21 protein-coding genes are annotated in these 20,038 nt (G+C 41.1%); 12 read left to right on the forward strand and 9 right to left on the reverse strand.

All coding sequences use genetic code 11. From position 1 onward, the window contains the following. Positions 1–54 precede the first annotated feature (54 nt). The 4 genes from thiD (at position 55) to sucD (ending at position 4,055) form a co-directional block, all read left to right on the forward strand. Entirely contained in the window at positions 55–891 is an 837-nt protein-coding gene (gene thiD, locus BSCG_RS05335; RefSeq protein WP_008776998.1) for a bifunctional hydroxymethylpyrimidine kinase/phosphomethylpyrimidine kinase, read from the forward strand. Between the two features lie 50 nt (positions 892–941). Next, a complete protein-coding gene (fabD, locus tag BSCG_RS05330; protein ID WP_004316407.1) occupies positions 942–1,829 on the forward strand; it encodes an ACP S-malonyltransferase in 888 nt (295 codons plus the stop codon). A 201-nt stretch (positions 1,830–2,030) separates the two neighbouring features. Then, a complete protein-coding gene (gene sucC / locus BSCG_RS05325; RefSeq protein ID WP_008777000.1) occupies positions 2,031–3,161 on the forward strand; it encodes an ADP-forming succinate--CoA ligase subunit beta in 1,131 nt (376 codons plus the stop codon). A 33-nt stretch (positions 3,162–3,194) separates the two neighbouring features. Continuing rightward, entirely contained in the window at positions 3,195–4,055 is an 861-nt protein-coding gene (sucD, locus tag BSCG_RS05320) for a succinate--CoA ligase subunit alpha (protein WP_008777001.1), read from the forward strand. Positions 4,056–4,165: 110 nt separating this feature from the next. Here sucD and BSCG_RS05315 read toward each other — a convergent pair whose 3' ends face one another. Beyond that, the gene (locus BSCG_RS05315) at positions 4,166–4,945 is read right to left on the reverse strand and encodes a DUF4396 domain-containing protein (protein ID WP_004303313.1); all 780 of its coding nucleotides are present in this window, start codon (positions 4,943–4,945) and stop codon (positions 4,166–4,168) included. A gap of 137 nt (positions 4,946–5,082) precedes the next feature. Between BSCG_RS05315 and BSCG_RS30110 the strand changes: the two genes are divergently transcribed. Then, complete coding sequence (locus tag BSCG_RS30110) at positions 5,083–5,256, forward strand: hypothetical protein (RefSeq protein WP_004303314.1); 174 nt, start codon at positions 5,083–5,085, stop codon at positions 5,254–5,256. Positions 5,257–5,318: 62 nt separating this feature from the next. On the opposite strand, the gene BSCG_RS05310 is transcribed toward BSCG_RS30110, so the two are convergent. The 7 genes from BSCG_RS05310 to BSCG_RS05280 all read right to left on the reverse strand — a co-directional run bounded on the left by BSCG_RS05310 (position 5,319) and on the right by BSCG_RS05280 (position 12,201). Beyond that, positions 5,319–5,564: an RNA recognition motif domain-containing protein gene (locus tag BSCG_RS05310; protein WP_004295865.1), complete on the reverse strand. Its 246-nt coding sequence runs from the start codon at positions 5,562–5,564 to the stop codon at positions 5,319–5,321. A gap of 276 nt (positions 5,565–5,840) precedes the next feature. Beyond that, a complete protein-coding gene (locus BSCG_RS05305) occupies positions 5,841–6,563 on the reverse strand; it encodes a LytR/AlgR family response regulator transcription factor (protein ID WP_008777003.1) in 723 nt (240 codons plus the stop codon). Beyond that, positions 6,560–7,621, reverse strand: a complete 1,062-nt coding sequence (locus tag BSCG_RS05300; protein ID WP_008647965.1) for a sensor histidine kinase — start codon at positions 7,619–7,621, stop codon at positions 6,560–6,562. The genes BSCG_RS05305 and BSCG_RS05300 overlap by 4 nt, the downstream gene beginning before the upstream one ends. Next, entirely contained in the window at positions 7,618–8,418 is an 801-nt protein-coding gene (locus BSCG_RS05295) for a sensor histidine kinase (protein WP_229077606.1), read from the reverse strand. Before BSCG_RS05295 ends, BSCG_RS05300 begins: the two co-directional genes overlap by 4 nt. A gap of 256 nt (positions 8,419–8,674) precedes the next feature. Further along, the gene (locus tag BSCG_RS05290) at positions 8,675–9,568 is read right to left on the reverse strand and encodes a DUF6268 family outer membrane beta-barrel protein (protein ID WP_004303320.1); all 894 of its coding nucleotides are present in this window, start codon (positions 9,566–9,568) and stop codon (positions 8,675–8,677) included. Between the two features lie 198 nt (positions 9,569–9,766). After that, positions 9,767–11,269 (reverse strand): glutamine synthetase family protein, encoded by a 1,503-nt coding sequence (locus BSCG_RS05285; RefSeq protein WP_004309333.1) that lies wholly within the window; start codon positions 11,267–11,269, stop codon positions 9,767–9,769. Between the two features lie 128 nt (positions 11,270–11,397). Continuing rightward, positions 11,398–12,201, reverse strand: coding sequence for a DUF4846 domain-containing protein (locus BSCG_RS05280; RefSeq protein WP_008647969.1), 804 nt, complete (start codon positions 12,199–12,201; stop codon positions 11,398–11,400). Positions 12,202–12,407: 206 nt separating this feature from the next. Between BSCG_RS05280 and BSCG_RS05275 the strand changes: the two genes are divergently transcribed. Further along, positions 12,408–13,328, forward strand: a complete 921-nt coding sequence (locus BSCG_RS05275; RefSeq protein ID WP_008777005.1) for a helix-turn-helix domain-containing protein — start codon at positions 12,408–12,410, stop codon at positions 13,326–13,328. Here BSCG_RS05275 and BSCG_RS05270 read toward each other — a convergent pair. Further along, positions 13,318–14,289, reverse strand: coding sequence for an aldo/keto reductase (locus BSCG_RS05270; protein WP_008777006.1), 972 nt, complete (start codon positions 14,287–14,289; stop codon positions 13,318–13,320). The two genes, BSCG_RS05275 and BSCG_RS05270, sit on opposite strands and share 11 nt — an antisense overlap. Before the next feature lie 202 nt (positions 14,290–14,491). On the opposite strand from BSCG_RS05270, the gene BSCG_RS05260 reads away from it, so the two are divergent. The 6 genes from BSCG_RS05260 to BSCG_RS30600 form a co-directional block, all read left to right on the forward strand. Next, positions 14,492–15,379 (forward strand): polyphosphate kinase 2 family protein, encoded by an 888-nt coding sequence (locus tag BSCG_RS05260; RefSeq protein WP_008777007.1) that lies wholly within the window; start codon positions 14,492–14,494, stop codon positions 15,377–15,379. A gap of 73 nt (positions 15,380–15,452) precedes the next feature. After that, positions 15,453–16,163: a DUF169 domain-containing protein gene (locus BSCG_RS05255; protein ID WP_008777008.1), complete on the forward strand. Its 711-nt coding sequence runs from the start codon at positions 15,453–15,455 to the stop codon at positions 16,161–16,163. A 279-nt stretch (positions 16,164–16,442) separates the two neighbouring features. Further along, a complete protein-coding gene (locus tag BSCG_RS05250) occupies positions 16,443–16,952 on the forward strand; it encodes a hypothetical protein (RefSeq protein WP_004295851.1) in 510 nt (169 codons plus the stop codon). A 14-nt stretch (positions 16,953–16,966) separates the two neighbouring features. Continuing rightward, entirely contained in the window at positions 16,967–17,902 is a 936-nt protein-coding gene (locus tag BSCG_RS05245; protein ID WP_004295850.1) for a DUF362 domain-containing protein, read from the forward strand. A gap of 7 nt (positions 17,903–17,909) precedes the next feature. Next, positions 17,910–19,454 (forward strand): 4Fe-4S binding protein, encoded by a 1,545-nt coding sequence (locus tag BSCG_RS05240; protein WP_008777009.1) that lies wholly within the window; start codon positions 17,910–17,912, stop codon positions 19,452–19,454. A gap of 165 nt (positions 19,455–19,619) precedes the next feature. Beyond that, positions 19,620–20,038 (forward strand): patatin-like phospholipase family protein (locus BSCG_RS30600; RefSeq protein WP_008777010.1); only part of this gene is annotated, 419 nt, incomplete at its 3' end.

The raw sequence follows: 20,038 nt of genomic DNA on the forward strand, positions 1-20,038 counted from the left end.
GTACCTTATCGTTTTTTATTCTATCTTTGTCGGGTAAATATTAAAAAATCTAAAATGGAACGTCATCCAGTCATTTTATCCATTGCCGGCTCCGATTGTTCGGGAGGCGCAGGTATTCAGGCAGACATAAAAACAATCTCGGCTTTAGGAGGCTATGCAGCATCGGCTATCACTGCCATCACCGTACAAAACACACTGGGAGTACGCGCCGTACAGTCTATCTCTCCGGATATGGTTCGTGGGCAAATAGAAGCCGTGATGGACGACCTGCAACCGGTTGCCATCAAAATAGGAATGATAAATGACATTCAAATCGTTCGTGTAATTTCCGACTGTCTACAAAAATATTCACCTGCATACGTCGTTTACGATCCGGTAATGGTGTCTACCAGCGGAAGGAAACTTATGACAGATGAAGCGATAGAAGAAATCAAAAAAGAACTTTTACCGCTTGTCACATTAATCACCCCTAATATTGATGAAGCAAAAGTACTTACAGGTAAAAGTATTCACAACATTCAGGATATGCAGACCGCTGCCAAAATGCTGACGGATGATTATCAGACTAATGTCTTACTAAAAGGCGGACATCTGGAAGGAGACAATATGTGCGACCTTTTGCATACGTCCGAATTTATCTACCATATATATGAGGAGAAAAAAATAGAAAGCCATAATCTGCATGGAACGGGATGCACCCTCTCTTCCGCTATTGCCACCTATCTAGCCAAAGGCTACCCCATGCGAGAATCCATCCAGCATGCGAAAACATATATCACTCAAGCCATTATCGCAGGAAAAGAATTAAATATCGGCCATGGTAACGGCCCTTTATGGCATTTTCCGGACACCGTTGCACAAATGTGTACATTTTGTGCGGTTGTATCATAAAAATACGTAACTTTGCACCCGCAATTAAAAATCAATTAAATAATAAAAATATGAAAGCATTTGTATTTCCCGGTCAAGGCGCTCAATTTGTAGGAATGGGTAAAGACCTGTATGAAAACTCAGCTTTAGCAAAAGAATTGTTTGAAAAAGCAAATGATATCCTCGGATATCGCATTACAGATATCATGTTCGATGGCACAGATGAAGATCTTCGTCAGACAAAGGTTACTCAACCTGCCGTTTTCCTTCACTCTGTTATTTCTGCTCTTTGCATGGGCGACGACTTCAAACCGGAAATGACTGCCGGCCACTCACTTGGTGAGTTCTCTGCATTGGTTGCTGCCGGTGCATTGAGTTTTGAAGATGGATTGAAACTTGTGTATGCACGTGCAATGGCTATGCAGAAAGCTTGCGAAGCTACTCCTTCCACCATGGCTGCTATTATCGCATTGCCGGATGAAAAAGTAGAAGAAATCTGTGCAGCAGTAAATGCAGAAGGTGAAGTTTGCGTACCGGCCAACTACAACTGCCCGGGACAAATCGTTATCTCCGGCTCTGTACCGGGTATCGAAAAGGCTTGCGAACTGATGAAAGCTGCCGGAGCAAAACGTGCTCTTCCGCTGAAAGTGGGTGGTGCTTTCCATTCTCCATTAATGGATCCTGCTAAAATAGAACTGGAAGCTGCTATTAAAGCTACCGAAATACATACTCCTAAATGTCCGGTATATCAGAATGTGGATGCGCTTCCTCACACTGACCCTGCAGAAATCAAAAAGAATCTGGTTGCCCAATTGACTGCTTCCGTACGTTGGACACAATCAGTAAAGAATATGGTTGCTGACGGTGCTACTGATTTTACAGAATGTGGCCCGGGTGCCGTACTTCAAGGATTGATTAAAAAGATTGACGGTACTGTCAATGCTCACGGTATTGCATAAATATCCGTAAGCAGACTTTATCTTTAAGTGATATAGAGCGTGTTGGTAACTATTGCCAACACGTTTTTTTTTATATGAAAACCATAAATGGAATACAAACGAACATGTTGTAAAACACCCTGATACTTTTCTTTTCCGGCAAACTTTCCGAATCTTTCTTTTGTTTTTATTATAGGAATCATTTACTCAAATTTATGAGCCATGAAAATACATGAATATCAAGCGAAAGAGATTTTCTCCAAGTACGGAATACCTGTCGAGAGGCACACTTTATGCCGTACTGCCGCAGGCGTCCTGGCTGCATACCGGAGGATGGGAACAGACAGAGTGGTTATAAAAGCACAAGTACTAACCGGAGGCCGGGGAAAAGCCGGAGGAGTGAAACTGGTAAACAATACGGAAGATGTTTATCAGGAAGCCAAGAACATTCTCGGAATGAGCATTAAAGGTCTTCCAGTCAATCAAGTTCTGGTCAGCGAAGCGGTTGATATTGCTGCAGAATATTACGTCAGTTATACCATCGACCGGAATACACGTTCTGTCGTTCTGATGATGAGTGCATCCGGTGGTATGGATATTGAAGAGGTAGCCCGTCAGACACCGGAGAAAATCATCCGATATTCAATCAATCCATTCATTGGCCTTCCCGACTATCTGGCAAGGCGTTTCGCTTTCGCTCTCTTCCCACAAATGGAACAGGCAGGTAAAATGGCTGCCATCCTTCAGGAACTTTATAAAATCTTTGTGGAGAATGACGCGTCGTTAGTGGAAGTAAATCCGCTGGCACTTACAAAGAAAGGTACATTAATGGCCATTGACGCAAAGATCGTTTTTGATGACAATGCGCTCTATCGGCATCCGGAGATTCATGCTTTGTTTGATCCGACGGAAGAAGAAAAAGTGGAAACAGATGCCAAAGATAAAGGATTCAGTTATGTCCACATGGACGGCAATATCGGTTGTATGGTAAATGGCGCCGGACTTGCCATGGCTACTATGGACATGATTAAACTTTACGGCGGTCAGCCTGCTAATTTTCTCGACATCGGTGGCAGCTCCAATCCTGTCAAGGTTATTGAAGCTATGAAACTCTTATTGCAGGATGAGAAAGTAAAAGTGGTCCTGATTAATATTTTCGGTGGGATCACTCGTTGCGATGATGTGGCAATGGGACTTCTTCAGGCATTCGAGCAGATAAACAGCAATGTCCCCGTCATCGTCCGGCTTACAGGCACCAATGAACATATCGGACGGGAACTGTTACGAAATCACAGCCGCTTCCAAATAGCCACAACGATGAAAGAGGCTGCTCTTATGGCTCTGAAAGCATAATACGTACCAAATCACTAAAAAAATAAAGCAATTATGAGCATACTAATAGATAAATCCACCCGTTTGATTGTGCAAGGAATCACTGGCAGAGACGGGCTTTTCCATGCCAAGAAGATGAAAGAATATGGAACCAAAGTGGTCGGGGGTACTTCTCCGGGCAAAGGAGGAACAGATGTGGACGGAATCCCCGTATTCAACACCATGTATGACGCTGTCGAGCAGACAAAGGCTAATACCTCCATCATTTTCGTTCCAGCACGTTTTGCGGCAGATGCCATTATGGAGGCAGCAGATGCGGGCATCCGGTTAATTGTCTGTATTGCGGAAGGAATCCCCACGCTGGATGTAATTAAGGCGCACCAGTTTGTCGAACAAAAAGGTGCTATGCTGATCGGCCCCAACTGTCCGGGACTGATCTCTCCGGGAAAAAGCATGGTAGGCATTTTACCGGGACAGGTCTTTTTAGAAGGGAATGTCGGAGTTATCAGTCGTAGCGGAACACTTACTTACGAGATTGTGTATCACTTAACAGCTAATGGTATGGGACAATCCACCGCTATCGGCATCGGGGGCGATCCTGTTGTAGGTCTTCATTTCCGTCAACTGCTGGAGATGTTCCAAAATGATCCGGAAACAGAAGCAATCGTTCTGATTGGAGAGATTGGAGGAAATGCGGAAGAGCAAGCGGCCGAATATATCCGCAATAATGTAACCAAACCTGTGGTAGCATTTATTGCCGGGCAATCAGCTCCTCCGGGAAAGCAGATGGGACATGCAGGAGCTATCATTTCGGGAAGTTCCGGTTCGGCAAAAGAGAAGATTAAATCTTTAGAAGCTGCCGGTATCCGGGTAGCACAAGAACCTTCGGATATACCGAAATTATTGAAAAGATAAACTCCCAAAGAGAAAGAAAAGACAAAAGTAGTCATATCATAACAGATGCAGATTCACTCCCTCAAATAAGTAATTACATACTTATCGTTTAGAGTAAATCTGCATTTATTTTACATACCTTTCTTTATACCTAATTTTATAAGAAGAGCATTCATAGGATATGCACAGAAGAAGCCGAAAAGCATAGCCAACTGCATCATAAACCAGAATATCCATGTGTCTTTGGGTAACGGTTCATTGATGAACAATACAAAATAGACAATCGCCATCCAGCCATACATTCCTACCTGCCAGGACAAAAGAGAAAAGAAATCCGCTTTGAAAGCACGAGCCAAGGCATTACCTACCGATATTTTTTCCATCTCCCGAATAGCATAGAATTGGAAATAAACACCAATCATCAAAGCCAGAATAAAGTCAAGTACCCAATTACCAAAGAGCTGACTTCCTGCCACAGTTACAGGAACATAGTTTGTAAACCACTCTCCTATGATATCTGCCAATGTACATCCTGCACCACAATGAAGCGCCGACAAAGCTACCGATTGCCAATAAGGACGTTGCATTCCTTGCATCGACATTTCTCCCTGCATGGCCATATCCATCTCCATATTATCTTTCATACCGGACATATCCATTCCCTTCATATCAGACATATCTTTCATGCCAGACATATCCATTTTCATCCCATCATCCTCAGCTTTCATCGGACTACTCCGTCCAAACTTATTATACGCCCATAAAGCTAAATAACTTCCCCATAATGCAGATAATATCCAGACTGCATTCATTATCTTCATTGATTGCGGACGATGTGTCAGGTCTATGGCAATATGTACTGCAATTCCGATACCTGAACATACTAAGAAAACGGCTATTAAATTGAGCATGGCTGTATGTTTTTTAAAGATTCAGATTACAAAACATCCTTTATTTGTGAATAGTTCACCCCATTACTTTTAATTTTATCCCGTCGAACTATTCCCCACACGAGTTGTTATCATTTTATAATCAAAACAATAGAATTATGAGCAGACGTAGACAATTAGAGCATGAAGTATCTGTTGCTCAAGAAAGAATAAAGAAAGCTGCAAAAGATACACCGAAGGATATCCTGAAATTATGGGAACAAGAGCTGGTAGACCTGGAATTGGAACTCAATAATATGGTGGATGATGAAGAAGATAACAATGAGGATTAACAGAAGAAAGGCGCGCTAGTTACCTAGTGCGCCTTTCTCTATTACTGTATATGTATTCAGTATTAATTCTTTGGCAATGCTTCTTTTACTACCATTGAACGACCTACATATTCTGCACCGTTCAATTGTTCGATAGCTTTAGCAGCTTCTGCATCATCCGGCATTTCGATAAACGCAAAACCTTTTGATCTTCTAGTTTCACGATCTGTGATTAACTTTACTGAAGCAACTGTTCCATACTCTTCCATTACATGTCTCAAATCTGATTCCTTAACATTATAGCTAAGATTTCCAATGTACAAATTCATAAAATACAAATATAAAAAATTAATAATTCAATAAGAAAGTTTTAGGAAGATCTTAATTAGAGATGGATATGCTCAAATAAATGAGAAGATTCATGTAAAAAAATCAAATCGTAATAAACCTCTTTATTGTTGTTGGTACAAAGGAAAGCATTATTTGGGGATATTGCACTATATTCTCTCCTTTTTCTTTCTGCAAAACATCTTTTTTATGAAAATAGGCCAATACTTAACGTTCTTATTCTTTTTATACCAAGCCATTCCATGTAAACTACCGGATTAGTCTTTCTGCAAATTCTTCGCTACAAATTCCTCAAAAAACGTTTTCTTATAGTTTCCACCTCCTATTCCTATCTCATAAGACTTAATAAAAATATCATTGGTATCAAAAGAGTCAATCCGTGAGGTATTGACAATATAGGACTTGTTTATCCGGAGAAACTGTTTAGCGGGCAGTTGCTCATGAATATTTTTCAGATTCATCTTAGTAATCACCCGCTGATCTTCCAATTGGAGAATGGAATAATCCTTTAGTCCTTCAATAAAAAGAATATCACTGAAGTTTATCTTGATATAGCGTCGTTCCGATTTGATGAAGATATATTCTTCCTGTATCTCCTCCACTCTTTCGGCTGTTTCCGACAATAACAGTTTATGATATGCTATTGCCTTATTGACTGCTTTCAGAAAACGGTTCATTTCAATGGGCTTCACCAGATAATCAATGGCACTTACTTCATAACTATCGAGTGCATATTCCGCATACGCCGTTGTAAAGACAATCAACGTATTCACGGGAATGCTTTGCGCAAATTCTATTCCGGTAATTCCCGGCATCTGAATATCAAGGAAAATCAGATCAACCGTATATTCATTTATATAAGCAGACGCTGCGATAGCATTATTAAAGCTACCCACCAATGTCAGTTGTGGAATCTGCTCCACCAATGACTTCATACCTTTGCGAGCTACCGGCTCGTCATCAACAATAATACAATTCATAAGTTTAGATGTAAGTTGACATTATAAGTTGTTTCTTTATCTTCTATCTGTAGCGTATACCGTGATTCATAAAGTAAATCCAGTCTGCGTTTCACATTGGCCAACCCTATTCCCCCTTCCCGCTTAACAGGAACACGGGGCTTAGAATTTTCGCAACGAAACGTCAACTGTTTATTATGCACAGAAAAATACAAGTGAACATAAGATAAATTGTCGCTATCCAAATTATGTTTCACCGCATTCTCTACAAAAGGGATAAACAATAACGGAGGAATACAGATATTCTCCATATTTCCCTCTTGAAAGATTGTATATTCAAAATGATCCCTTCTCACCTTCTCCAATTCAAGAAAGCTGGTGAGAAACTGTATATCTGCAGTAAGAAATACTTCTCTTCTTGTACTGTCATTCAACTGGTAGCGAAGTAGATTGTCCAGTTTCTCCAATATCTGTGAAGCCTCATCCGGAGCATCCTTTACCAAAATATTGGCATTATTCAGCATATTAAAAAGAAAATGCGGATTGATCTGTTTCTTTAATTGTTGCAATTCTGTCTGTTTAGTCGCCTTCTCCAATTCAAGAATCTTTTTATCGGAGACAACCCAACGGCGGAATAGTTCAAAGCTCGTACAGCCACCTGCACTTAATAGCAGTACTAATACTCCATAAGCAATACTATCAAAAGAAACAGCGTGGTTATCCTGTATACAAAACCCACGAATACCGTATCGTTGATATAATGGAGACAGAAATATAAATCCTAATAATACACTCACTAAATTGACTCCGAGAAACGAAATCCAATAACACCATAACTTGCGCTTGGCCTTATACAGGAAACGGGGCACTAACCAATATATATTCAGATAGATAGGAAATGCAAAAACCAATATACTAACCGGATATGCATATAGGAAACCTTCTCTAGTAAAATCTCCATATACATTCTGAAAGCCCAAAAAGAGTATAATAAATAGCAATAGTAAATTACTGATAAGCCTGAAACGGTCATTTACCAGATTCTTCCCCCAATCGTATACATTCCAGGTATCTTTCATAATTCCAACATTAAACCAATGGTACACAGTGCCTCATCATTATAGCCACTTTTTAATTGATAACCTCCCGGATATAACAAGTCCAATCGTTGCCGTAACTTGTCAAAAGCAGGTGCTACTTGCAGACTTTCCTTTTTTCGCAGACAGTATGTACAAATGAATCGAAGCTGATTCTCTTCCATTTGAAAATCGATCCTTATATTTTCTCCCTTTCCATTCTCTCCACATACAGTTGTCCGAATCACATATTCTATCACAGGCATAAACAATAAAGGAGGAACTTGTATATAACGCACTTCATTCAGGATGTTGACTTCAAAATTAAACTCCGGATTACATAGTTTCTCCAACTTCATATAATCAGTCATAAAATCGATATCATCTCCCAACAATACCTGTTGCCGTTCACTTTCATAAAGTTGGTATCTAAGCAACCGACTTAATTTAAAGATAAGCAATGACGCCTTTTCTCCATCTTCTCCCAGCAAGGTTCGTACCTTATTCAATATTCTCGAAAAAAACTCCGGTTGGAGTTGATCTTTCAAATGATTTAGATCAGTCTGTATGCTAATATTCTCCAATTCATTTAATCGTTGTTGATAGGCCACCCAACGATGCAGAAAAATAGTAAAAGAAAAAGCCAGGAAATAGAGTATCAGTGCCAATGCATTTATCAACAGAAAGAAAGGGAGATCACTGTTTAGTCTTTGCATCTGTTCGGGTATAACATAATATTGCCCTAGAAAACAAATAGCACCAACCATGGCGGTCAGCATAAATCCAACAAGGCAACTCAAATATATGATATACTTTTTATATCTACGCTGAAACAGATAACCGGGAATTAACCAGTAAGTATGCAGATTTATGATTCCCCATAGAATGACAGAAAGTAAAAGACTAACTCCCGTAGAAAGATTTAGCCCTAAACTATCGCTTTCGACAAAAGTGCCTCTGAACACTAAAAAGGAGACTACAAGAAATATCCCAATTTGCTTCAGTAACGTATATAATAGTATCTTAACTGACATCAGGCGATAAAGTTACCATTTTTTAGAACTTATACTTCATTCCCACCGAAACATACATTGCCGGTTTAAAATATGGATCAGTATCTTTAGACATATCTTCGAAGAAAGCCTTTAAAGTGCGGGTAGTGTAATAAGCTATTCTGCTACACGACACACCGGCAGTAGCAGTGATTGAAAAAGAATTCCCCATACTTACTTCCGGTTGTAAACCTACAATAATGAATTGCTGGGAAAACATAGTATCTTTTCCTTCTCTTTCCAACAATGCCAATGACCCGTTCATCTCTGCCACGATCCTTAGATTCAGATATTTATTCATTTTCATTCCTGCCGATACTTCCATGGCATTCAGCATCGAAACTTTAATTTGATAACGTCCTTCAGTGCTCCAATCAAAATAAATAGCAGGAAATACCATCGGATAACCAAATGTGTTGTTCACAGCCAATCCGGCTCCAAGAGATAAATTGGACTTGAACTGCCGGATGAAAATAACTCCTCCCTGTCCCAGAACATTCTTCAGTTTTACATCAGAAGAGGTATAGACGCCTGCACCGACAGTCGTCAACAAAAGCCATTTTTTGCTGATAGGGCGAATATTGGTTACGCTCAACTGCATATTTATAATTTGATCTATGTCTATGTAAGATTGAAGATTCTTATTATTCATTGCCGTATAGCTTCCTCCTGCCGAAATCATCCAAAGAGTTGGCTGATTTCTTTCATTCATTTTCTGTGATACGGGAATATTGACGTTCCCTTCCACAAAGCACATATCCCCTTTCCCGGGATACTGTCCGTTTTCATCTTTATATCGGGAAGAAGATATATACCCGGTTTTCACAGTAACCTGTGCCTGTATATTTTCAGGAAGTAATAGAAACAAGGCGAACGCACTTAACAAAATAATCCTCATTCTTTTATCAGTTTTAGGGTTTGAATGAGACAAAAGTAGAGTTTTACCGATCTGCGTAGAGAGTTTGTAGACCAAACCCGGCATTAAGTAGACCAAACCTGTAAATTTGTAGCCTGTTTGGTCTGAATGTATTATATAAAAAAATAAAAGACTACCTTTCAACCGAAGATAGTCTTTTATTCATATATCATTTTTTAATTATCCACAATGGAAATACTTATGTACGAGATCTAACATCTCCATCGGCTTTCCTTCCAAATCCGCACGCAATGTTTTATCTTCATAACCACGAAGTCTGCGGATGATACCGTCAATCATTGCCGGGCTGAATACATTATATTGTTCAAAGATTGCCCGTTGTTGTTGCAGACAATCGGCAGAAGCTTCACAGCTATCCGGCAGTTGCGCCAGTGATTTCAGCTTATCTTCGTTTTCTTTCTGATGGATATTCACATTTACATAAGTTTTTTCAGCAATGTCCAGCGCATTTTCAATCTCAAAACCATGACGGCAGGCAACAGCCAAACCAGCCAACAGTTGATACAAATCTGCCGAACCATCCGGAGAGCGCATTTCTACAGTCTGCTTCTGACTGGTGTCAAAATGACTTTCAGCTTCCAACGGATTTGCCAATGTACACATATCTGTTTTTGCAGCCCATCCCAGAGGTACACGCACCAATACGGAACGGTTGCGATCTCCCCAGCAAACGTTGGTAGGTGCTTCCTGATGAGGAACGAGACGGAAATAAGAAGTAGGATTGGTATTTCCGAAGGCAGTAATTGACGGAGCAAGCACCATCATTCCGGCAATTGCCTTGCGTGCTGTTTCCGACAAAACACCGTCTTTCAGCATCTGGTTCTTTCCGTCTTTCATGATACGCATGTGGATATGCAAGCCCGAACCTGCTTTACCTGCGGTAATCTTTGGAGCAAAAGTTACATTGTATCCATATCTAAATCCCAGGTTACGAATCACCCATTTGGCAATCATTAATTGATCTGCTGCCTGCGATACGGGAACCGGCAGGAATTCTATTTCATTCTGCTCATAGATATAACCATCCAGCGTAAAATTACCTACTTCGGAGTGTCCATACTTTATTTGTCCGCCTGTCTGTGCGATGTAAGACATACATTGGGTACGGAATTCATTGAATTTAGCATAAGGGCCCGATTCATGATAACCACGTTGATCGGTTGCCTGGAACATACCGGTGTCCGGAGCTATTACATAATATTCCAATTCGCCCATTGCCTGAAATTCCATTCCGGTAACTTCTGTAAAAGTCTTGCTTGCTTTGTAAAGAGTGTGTTCTGGTGCACTTTCGAGGGGTTCGCCGTCTTTATTGAAGAAAGAGCACAGCATAGACAGCGTCGGAATCTCGGCAAACGGATCAACGAATGCTGTGCAAAAACGGGGAATTACATAAAGGTCACTACTGCCCGCTTCTATAAATGAGAAAAGACTGGAACCGTCTACCCGTTCTCCACATGTGAGAATAGCTTCCAGATAAGCTTGATTGTTGATGACAAAGTTCAGAGTTTTCAGACGCCCGTCTCCCGCCGGATACATAAAATTAACCATGCGGATATCTTTTTGCTGGATAAATGAGATAATGTCAGCTTTTGTAAACTCTGAAGTTGGTTTTTGAAGGAATGCCACCAACTGGTTAGCATTCATTGATAAATCATAATTCATAATCGGTTGTTTTTCGTTGTTGTATGATTAAAACGGTTTGTTGAATGCCAAAGATAAGGAAAAGATGGAAAATCAAGTAAGAAAAGATTTAATTATTTCTTTGTTATGTTGCATTTATATCTATTCTCCTATTTAAAACGCTTCAGGTCTTTCTTCTCAAAAATCCATTCCGGAGTGTATAGTTTCCCAGTATCCGTTTCGGTCAGCTCGTACCAGGGAGAAAGGTTCCGGCTGGTTGGATTGACCAGGATATGAATCTGTTGGGCAGGCATATAGCTTTGCGCCAGAAGGAATACTTTCTTTCCGGTATTCGGATGAATGGCAATATCCATAACAATCACAGCATGACCGGGTGAACCGCCTTTAATAAAGACATCCCCGGGTTGCAAGGAAGTATAAAGCACAGCTGGGAGCTCACGAGATAAAGAGGCAGTTCCGGCATACATAAAAACCATATCGAGATAGTTACGGAAAGTTTTATAGGAATAATCCACTCCTTTTCCCGAAGCATACCATTGAACCTGATTACCGCTGACTTTTATTCGATTTCCCTCCGCCCATTTCTTGTATTCGGCAGTAAATCCACTTGTGAAGTTGAATTTTATATCTGTATACCGTTTATGTTTCCACAGATATTCCGCCCGCAGGCGTATCACTGCATCGGCACACTGCTGCAAATCACGATTGCCTATCTCCATATCTACGACTGCAAATGCGGCTGCCTGATTGGCTTTTTCTTTTCCATTGTAAAGTAACACTTTACTGCCTTTAGGCAATAATGACAAATTGCGCAAATAAGTTGTAAACGAATTATCGGAGCAGGTCTCTCTAACATATCCTGACGGAGGAGCGATTCTATCTGCAAGCCTCTCCTGTCCCCATGACTGAAAGACTGTGAAAAGTAAGCCTGCACACATTAACAAATACTTCATATCGGTTTTTCTTATTCCATATCCGGACAAATATAAGTAATTATTATGGAAAACGAAGTTGAATGTCTGTTTTTCTCCCGATTGAAGACGCTATCGTCTTAAAAATATGTAATATCGGATTCTGACTAAAACAAAGTGGCCTATACTCTCTTTTTTCTGTAAGAATAGTACGAACTTTGTTTTCCACAAATTATAATAGTGTTTTTATGGAACAGGTGGTAGATTTAGCTTTGCCCGAATACTTTGAAAGAATATCCGCAGAAGCTACCTTTCAGGAGCAATTGTCCGTCATAGATATGGATAACTCCCGTCGTTCACCGGTTCAAGTCAAAAACTATCCGATACGTTTGAAAGGCTATTCCCTCATCTTTGTTCTTTCCGGAGAAATTACAATAGGAATAAACTATTTATCGCATACACTGAAAAAGAACACGGTGATGCAGGTGTATCCGGATGATATTATAGAGCACACAGCTTATTCAGCCGATTTCAAGGGCTATCTCATCATTCATTCTGCTGAATTGAAAAAGGAAATAATGGCTATGACATCCGGCATCCGTCTGCAACAGGCGGGTCAGTTGAAGAAATTACATACCAGGCAAGAGTTGAGTGAGGAAGAAAGCCTGCGTTTGAGAAAACAGGTTGAACTCATTAAAAGTTATATTCCTGATAAAGAACACGTCTACCACTCTTACGTCATCAAGAATCAGATTATAAATCTATTCTTTGACCTTGACAACTGCCGCTGGCATAGGTATGGCGACGGAGAGCTGGGACTATCCCGCAGTGAAACCCTCCGTCAACGGTTCAGGGAATTACTTATGGAAGAATGCCGGATGCACAGAGAAGTCACTTTTTATGCAGACAAACTTTGTGTTACTTCTGATTATTTATCGAAAGTGGTCAGAGAATATGATGGGCAGTCAGCAGCAAAGTGGATTATCAATGCAGTGATTACAGAAGCTAAAATTCTACTTCGTGAACCGGACAAGACGATCAACCAAATCGCAATAGAATTGAACTTCCCGGATCAGTCTACATTCGGGAAGTTCTTTAAAAGGAATACAGGTCTCTCACCATTGGAGTACAAGAAAGGTGAAAAGACAACGAATGGCGTTAGAATTTAAACAGCCCGTTCTCGTCCAGATTAATCGGTAACATTGCCGAATTGGAAGCATATTCTTTAGGGATTATCTGCTCGATACGTTGCAAATCCTCCGGACTAAGGTTAATATCAATCGCTTTCACGGTATCGTGAAGCTGATCGACAGTACGCGAGCCTACCAAAGCCAATATGTCATCCCCCTGCGCCAATACCCATGCAATGGCGAGTTGCGATACAGATACGTTCTTCTCATCGGCCATTTCTTTCAACAGTTCGAGCCGTGAAACGGCTTGCTTTAATTTCTCGGCAGCTTGCGGTGGCATCCGTTGACTCAATCCCGCAACTTTTCCGGCAGGATTGCTACCTCCAATTACTCCATGAAAGAGGTTGGCGAATGTAACCACATCAATACCCAATTCTCGTGCAGTGGGTAGAATCCCCTCTTCAATGTCACGATCCAGCAAGGAATATCGTACTTCAACCAAACTGATAGGATGAACGGCATGCGCCCGACGCAACGTTTCAGCATCTATCTCGGTGATCCCGACACTACGCACATAACCAGCTTTTACAAGATCGGCAACGGCACCAATAGTATCTTCCACCGGGATGTGCGGATTGATACGTGCTGGCTGATAGAGGTCAACATAATCTGTGCCTAATCGTTTCAAGGTGTAAGCCAGATAATTTTGTACGTTCTGCGGACGGACGTCAATACCATAGAACCGATCATCTGGAGTGAGCATTCCACCAAACTTGACGGCGATAAAAATGTCTTCGCGCTTCCGGGTTTTCAAAGCCTCGCGGATCACCAGTTCACTTTCTCCGTGACCATAAAAGTCCCCTGTGTTCAGATACGTAATTCCACTGTCCAGCGCGGCATGTATCGTGTCGACTCCCTGCTGAACGTCAGCCATTCTCATGGCACCCAGTCCGATACGTGAAAGGGTGATACCATTGGTTTCTTTATTCAAATACTTCATTGTTTCTTTTATTATATAGTACTAATTCGATTGCAAATTTCGGATAAATTCCTTCATGATACCAGAGCAATATCCGTTCATTTTTGGTCATTATCCGTCAAGAAGCCTCTTTCTCATGAAATGTCTCAAACATACTGATTATAAAAACCAATTGACTGCCTCAACTGTTTTATTTGAATAGAACTATTAAAACTACCGTCACATGAAAAAGGATATTCTAAAAGACCTGCTGGCAAAGCCCGGAAAGAAACATTTGGTATCGGATTTTGACTCGTCATTCACTGGCGATTTATCCAAACAAGACGCTAAAGAGCAACTGGCAAAGGATATTGAGAAGCTTTCGGAGCTGCAAAGTATGCTTTATGCACAAGACCGGTATTCAATCCTGATTATCTTTCAGGCGATGGATGCTGCAGGAAAAGACGGGACTATCAAGCATGTGATGTCCGGCATTAACCCACAGGGATGCCAGGTGTATTCGTTCAAACAACCGTCTGCTGAAGAACTGGACCATGATTATCTCTGGCGTATCAATCGCTCTCTCCCGGAAAGAGGACGAATCGGCATTTTCAACCGTTCGCACTACGAAGATGTGCTGATTGCCAAAGTGCATCCGGAAATTATTCTATCCAACAAGTTACCAGGTGTCGAAACCATAAATGACATTGATCCCGACTTCTGGAAGCGTCGTTATCGACAGATCAACGATTTTGAACGCTATCTGACGGAGAATGGAACGATTGTCCTGAAATTCTTTCTCAATGTATCGAAAGCCGAACAGAAAAATCGATTCATGGAGCGACTGGACGATGCATCTAAAAACTGGAAATTCTCTTCGGCGGACATCAAAGAGCGTCAATTCTGGGAGGACTATATGAATGCTTATGCCGATGTACTGACGGAGACATCAACGGAACTGGCTCCATGGTATGTAATCCCTGCCGATAATAAATGGTTCATGCGTTACGCAGTAGGACGAATTATTTGTGACCGGATGCAGCAATTGGATTTACATTACCCCAAACTGTCGAAAGAGGGATTGGAGAGGCTGGAAGAGTGTAAGAAAAGTGTATCAAACATTAACTTTTAAATCACTTGCGCTTATCCTTTTTTATTCTAACTTTGTAGAAAGACCTACATAAAGAACCAAAATTGATAAGCTTATGGACATCCAAACTTTTATTCAAAATTTCAGAGAGGCATTCGGAAAAAATGCTGAATTGCCTCTTGTCTTCTGGTACTCGGACGAACAAAAAGGAGAAACAGAAAAGATAAACGGTTGCTTCTTCAAAGGTATGAGAACGGTAAGAGATGGTGGTATTATCAGCCTGAATGCCGAAAACATCGGTTGTGGCGGCGGTAAATTCTATACTGGCTTCACCGAAATGCCAGAACGTGTACCGACTTTCGTTTCGCTCAAAGAGAAATACAAACAGACTCCTGAAATGGTCATCGACTTTATACAGCAAATCGGAGTTCCCCGAACAGAAAACAAGTATCTTCATTTTGCACGTATAGATAAGGTAGAAAGCCTTGAAGAAATAGAAGGTGTCGTATTTCTGGCAAATCCGGATATGCTTTCGGGCTTGACCACTTGGGCTTTTTATGATAATAACGCAGCAGATTGCGTCGTTTCTACCTTTGGTTCCGGCTGTAGTGCTGTAGTGACGCAAGCCACGATAGAGAATCGTAAAGGAGGCAAACGCACTTTCCTCGGTTTCTTCGACCCATCGGTTCGCCCTCATTTCGAAGCAGACAAACTAAGCTATACCATACCTATGTCCAGATTTAAAGAGATGTATGAGACGATGCGCCAAAGTTGTCTATTCGATACGCATGCATGGGGAAAGATTAAAGAAAGAATGAACGGATAATCTCCCATAACGAAATTGCATATTATTATACAATTATCGGGACATTAGGTATGCTTATTCCGAACATACAAGGCTTCTCTTTCGTTGTTATAGGAAGAAACTGCCACTTGATACTGACAATTCATTATCAAGACAGATATTTTCTGAATATCAATCCCTGCCTGTCCTATTTTCCTACAGGATTAAAATAATATATCAGTCGGATTAAACCTTTTATCTGGAGAAAAGTCTTATTATTAATATATTATCGTTCTATTCAACATTAAAGTATCAACGAAAATGGAAACATCCGTCAAACTCTATTCGCTGAAACACAGCAATGTGAAAACCTACCTGTTCGCCTTACTATTCGTAGCGGGTAACATTGCACTTCCACAATTATGCCATCTTGTACCTTATGGTGGTCCTACCCTGTTACCTATTTATTTTTTCACGCTGATTGCGGCTTATAAATATGGTTTTCTTGTAGGATTATTGACTGCTATTCTTTCACCAGTCATCAATCATTTATTGTTTGCCATGCCCTCGGAAGCGGTACTTCCCATCCTATTAATCAAATCGTCCTTACTCGCCGGAGCTTCAGCTCTTGCAGCACGTACTATAAAATCGGTTTCATTACTGGCCATTCTTGGTGTCGTACTCACTTATCAGGTCATAGGCGTTGCATTTGAATGGGCCATCGTCGGAAGTTTCTACGAAGCAGTACAGGACTTCCGTATCGGTATTCCGGGAATGTTACTGCAATGGTTCGGCGGATACGCCCTCCTGAAAGCAATTGCCAAACTCTAAACTAATATAGAAAGATGGACAGAAGGGATTTTTTAAAAACAGTAGCTATCACCGGAGCCGCCTTGACTATACAGCGTTCGGAGGCTATGGAGGTGTTAACTCAAACAATCAATAAAGCAAACGGAAGCAATCCTGATCTGGTGGCCGTTATGGGCGGAGAACCCGAAGAGATGTTCCGCCGTGCCATAAGCGAACTGGGGGGTATGAAGCAATTCGTGAAACCGGGACAGAAAGTGGTTGTAAAACCTAATATCGGTTGGGATAAAGTGCCGGAACTGGCAGGAAATACGAATCCGAAACTGATTGAAGAAATCGTCAGACAATGTTTTGCCGCCGGAGCTAAAGAAGTGGTCGTGTTCGACCATACTTGTGACGATTGGCAGAAATGCTACAAAAACAGTGGTATTGAAGCTGCTGCCAAAAAAGCCGGAGCCAAAGTAATGCCTGCACATCTGGAGTCGTATTACAAACCAATTGATCTGCCAAAAGGCAAAAAGATGAAGAAAGCCAAAGTGCACGAAGCGATTCTGGATTGTGATGTATGGATCAATGTTCCTATTCTGAAGAATCACGGAGGTGCCAATCTGACTATCTCCATGAAAAATCACATGGGGATTGTGTGGGATCGCGGATTCTTCCACCAGAACGATTTGCAACAATGCATCGCAGATATCTGTACATTACAGAAGAAAGCTGTACTCAACGTAGTAGACGCCTACCGGATCATGAAAACAAACGGTCCCCGGGGACGCTCTGCATCCGATGTTGTACTGGCAAAAGGATTGTTTATCTCACCGGATATTGTAGCCGTGGATACGGCTGCTGCCAAGTTCTTCAATCAAGTACGTGAGATGCCACTGGATACAGTAGGACATCTCGCCAATGGGGAAGCATTGAAAATAGGAACCATGAACATTGACAAATTGAATGTCAAGCGAATTAAGATGTAAAACAACCATGTTAAGAAGGCTACGTATTGGAATATCAGCACTTTTATTTGTGCTGATTTCTTTCTTTTTTCTCGATTTCGCAGAAATATTACCGAACAGTTTTCATCGGCTGGCACATTTACAATTTATTCCAGCCATCCTTTCACTAAGTATAGGTATCTTATTATTTCTCATTGTGTTAACGCTTTTATTCGGGCGTGTATATTGTTCTACAATCTGCCCTATGGGTATCTTGCAGGATGTGATTGCACGAATTTCCAAAGCAACGGGAAAAAAGAAAAAAAGATATAGTTACAGTCCTGCAAAAAACAAATTGCGCTGGGGCGTGCTCGGACTGACAGTGGTCGGGTTTCTATGTGGATTTACATTTATTGTTGGTTTGCTCGATCCGTACAGTGCGTATGGACGTGTAGTAGTGCACATATTCAAACCTATCTATATGCTGGGGAATAATCTGCTGGAATCACTCTTTGCCAGATTTGATAATTATACATTTTATCAGGTAGACACCTCCATCTTGAGCATTTCTTCCCTTCTCATCGCTATTATTACTCTTGCAGTCATCTTTGTAATGGCATGGAAACATGGACGGACATGGTGCAATACGATTTGTCCCGTAGGAACAATATTGGGGTTATTGAGCCGATTTTCATTATTCAAAGTCCGTATTGATACTGCCAAATGTAATGGATGCGGGCTTTGTGCCACCAAATGCAAAGCAGCTTGCATCAATAGTAAAGAACACGCTATTGATTATAGTCGTTGTGTAGATTGTTTCAACTGTTTGGGAGTATGCAAACAAAAAGCATTAGTTTACGCCCCTTCTTTAAAAAAACAGTCTGATGTAGAAACTTCTGCACCATCATCACCGGATTTGGATTCATCCAAACGCCGTTTTTTGGTTGCCGGTCTTGTTACTGCCGGAGCAACCCCCAAACTCATCTCCCAAGCCAAGGAATCTGTAGCAAGCTTGGAAGGTAAGAAGGCATACAAAAAGGAAAATCCGATCACTCCTCCGGGGTCTATCAGTCGGGAACACTTCCAACAGCAATGCACATCCTGTCATCTTTGTGTCAGCAAATGCCCTTCTCATATCTTGAAACCGGCTTTTATGGAATATGGCTTGGCAGGCATGATGCAACCTACTATTAGCTTTGAGAAAGGATTTTGTAACTTTGACTGTACTGTCTGTGGAGATGCCTGTCCCAATGGAGCAATTCTTCCCATAAATGTAGAGCAAAAACATCTTACACAAATGGGATATGTTGTTTTCATCGAGGAAAATTGCATTGTTTATACTGATGGAACCAGTTGCGGAGCCTGCTCCGAACACTGCCCCACACAAGCTGTGGCAATGGTGCCGTATAAGGATGGATTGACAATTCCCCATGTAAATAAAGAAATATGTGTAGGTTGTGGAGGATGTGAATATGTTTGTCCCGCCCGTCCATTCCGTGCCATCTATATCGAAGGAAATCCCGTACAAAAAGAAGCAAAACCATTCAAAGAAAGCGAAGAGCACAAAGTTGAGATAGACGATTTCGGATTCTGACCGACATGGTGCCGGAGCAGAGTTTCCATCCGTGTTTTATGTTCTATGACGGTTTATTTCAAATGTGAACAAGACAGATGGTATGGATTTAAAAAAACTATCCATTATATTCCTCCTACTTTCAATAAATTCACTAAATTCGTGGCGAACTAAAGAAAGCAATTCATGGAGGTATTCACAAATAACTGGAATAGCCGGAAATATCAGATTGGCTATGCACTAAGCGGAGGATTTATTAAAGGATTTGCCCATTTGGGAGTCATGCAAGCTCTTTTGGAACATGATATTAAACCGGAAATCATCTCTGGAGTAAGTGCAGGGGCACTTGCAGGTGTCTTTTACGCGGACGGCAACGAGCCGCACAAAGTACTTGATTATTTCTCCGGACATAAATTCCAGGATTTAACCAAACTGGTGATTCCCAAGAAGGGACTATTTGACCTCTGTGAATTTATTGATTTTCTCCGGACTAACTTAAAAGCAAAAAATCTGGAAGAGCTACAACTTCCCCTGATTATCACAGCAACTGACCTCGATCACGGTCGCATGGTTCACTTTCATCGGGGAAGCATAGCGGAACGGGT

The organism is Bacteroides sp. 2_2_4, assembly GCF_000157055.1.
GTDB lineage: Bacteria > Bacteroidota > Bacteroidia > Bacteroidales > Bacteroidaceae > Bacteroides > Bacteroides ovatus.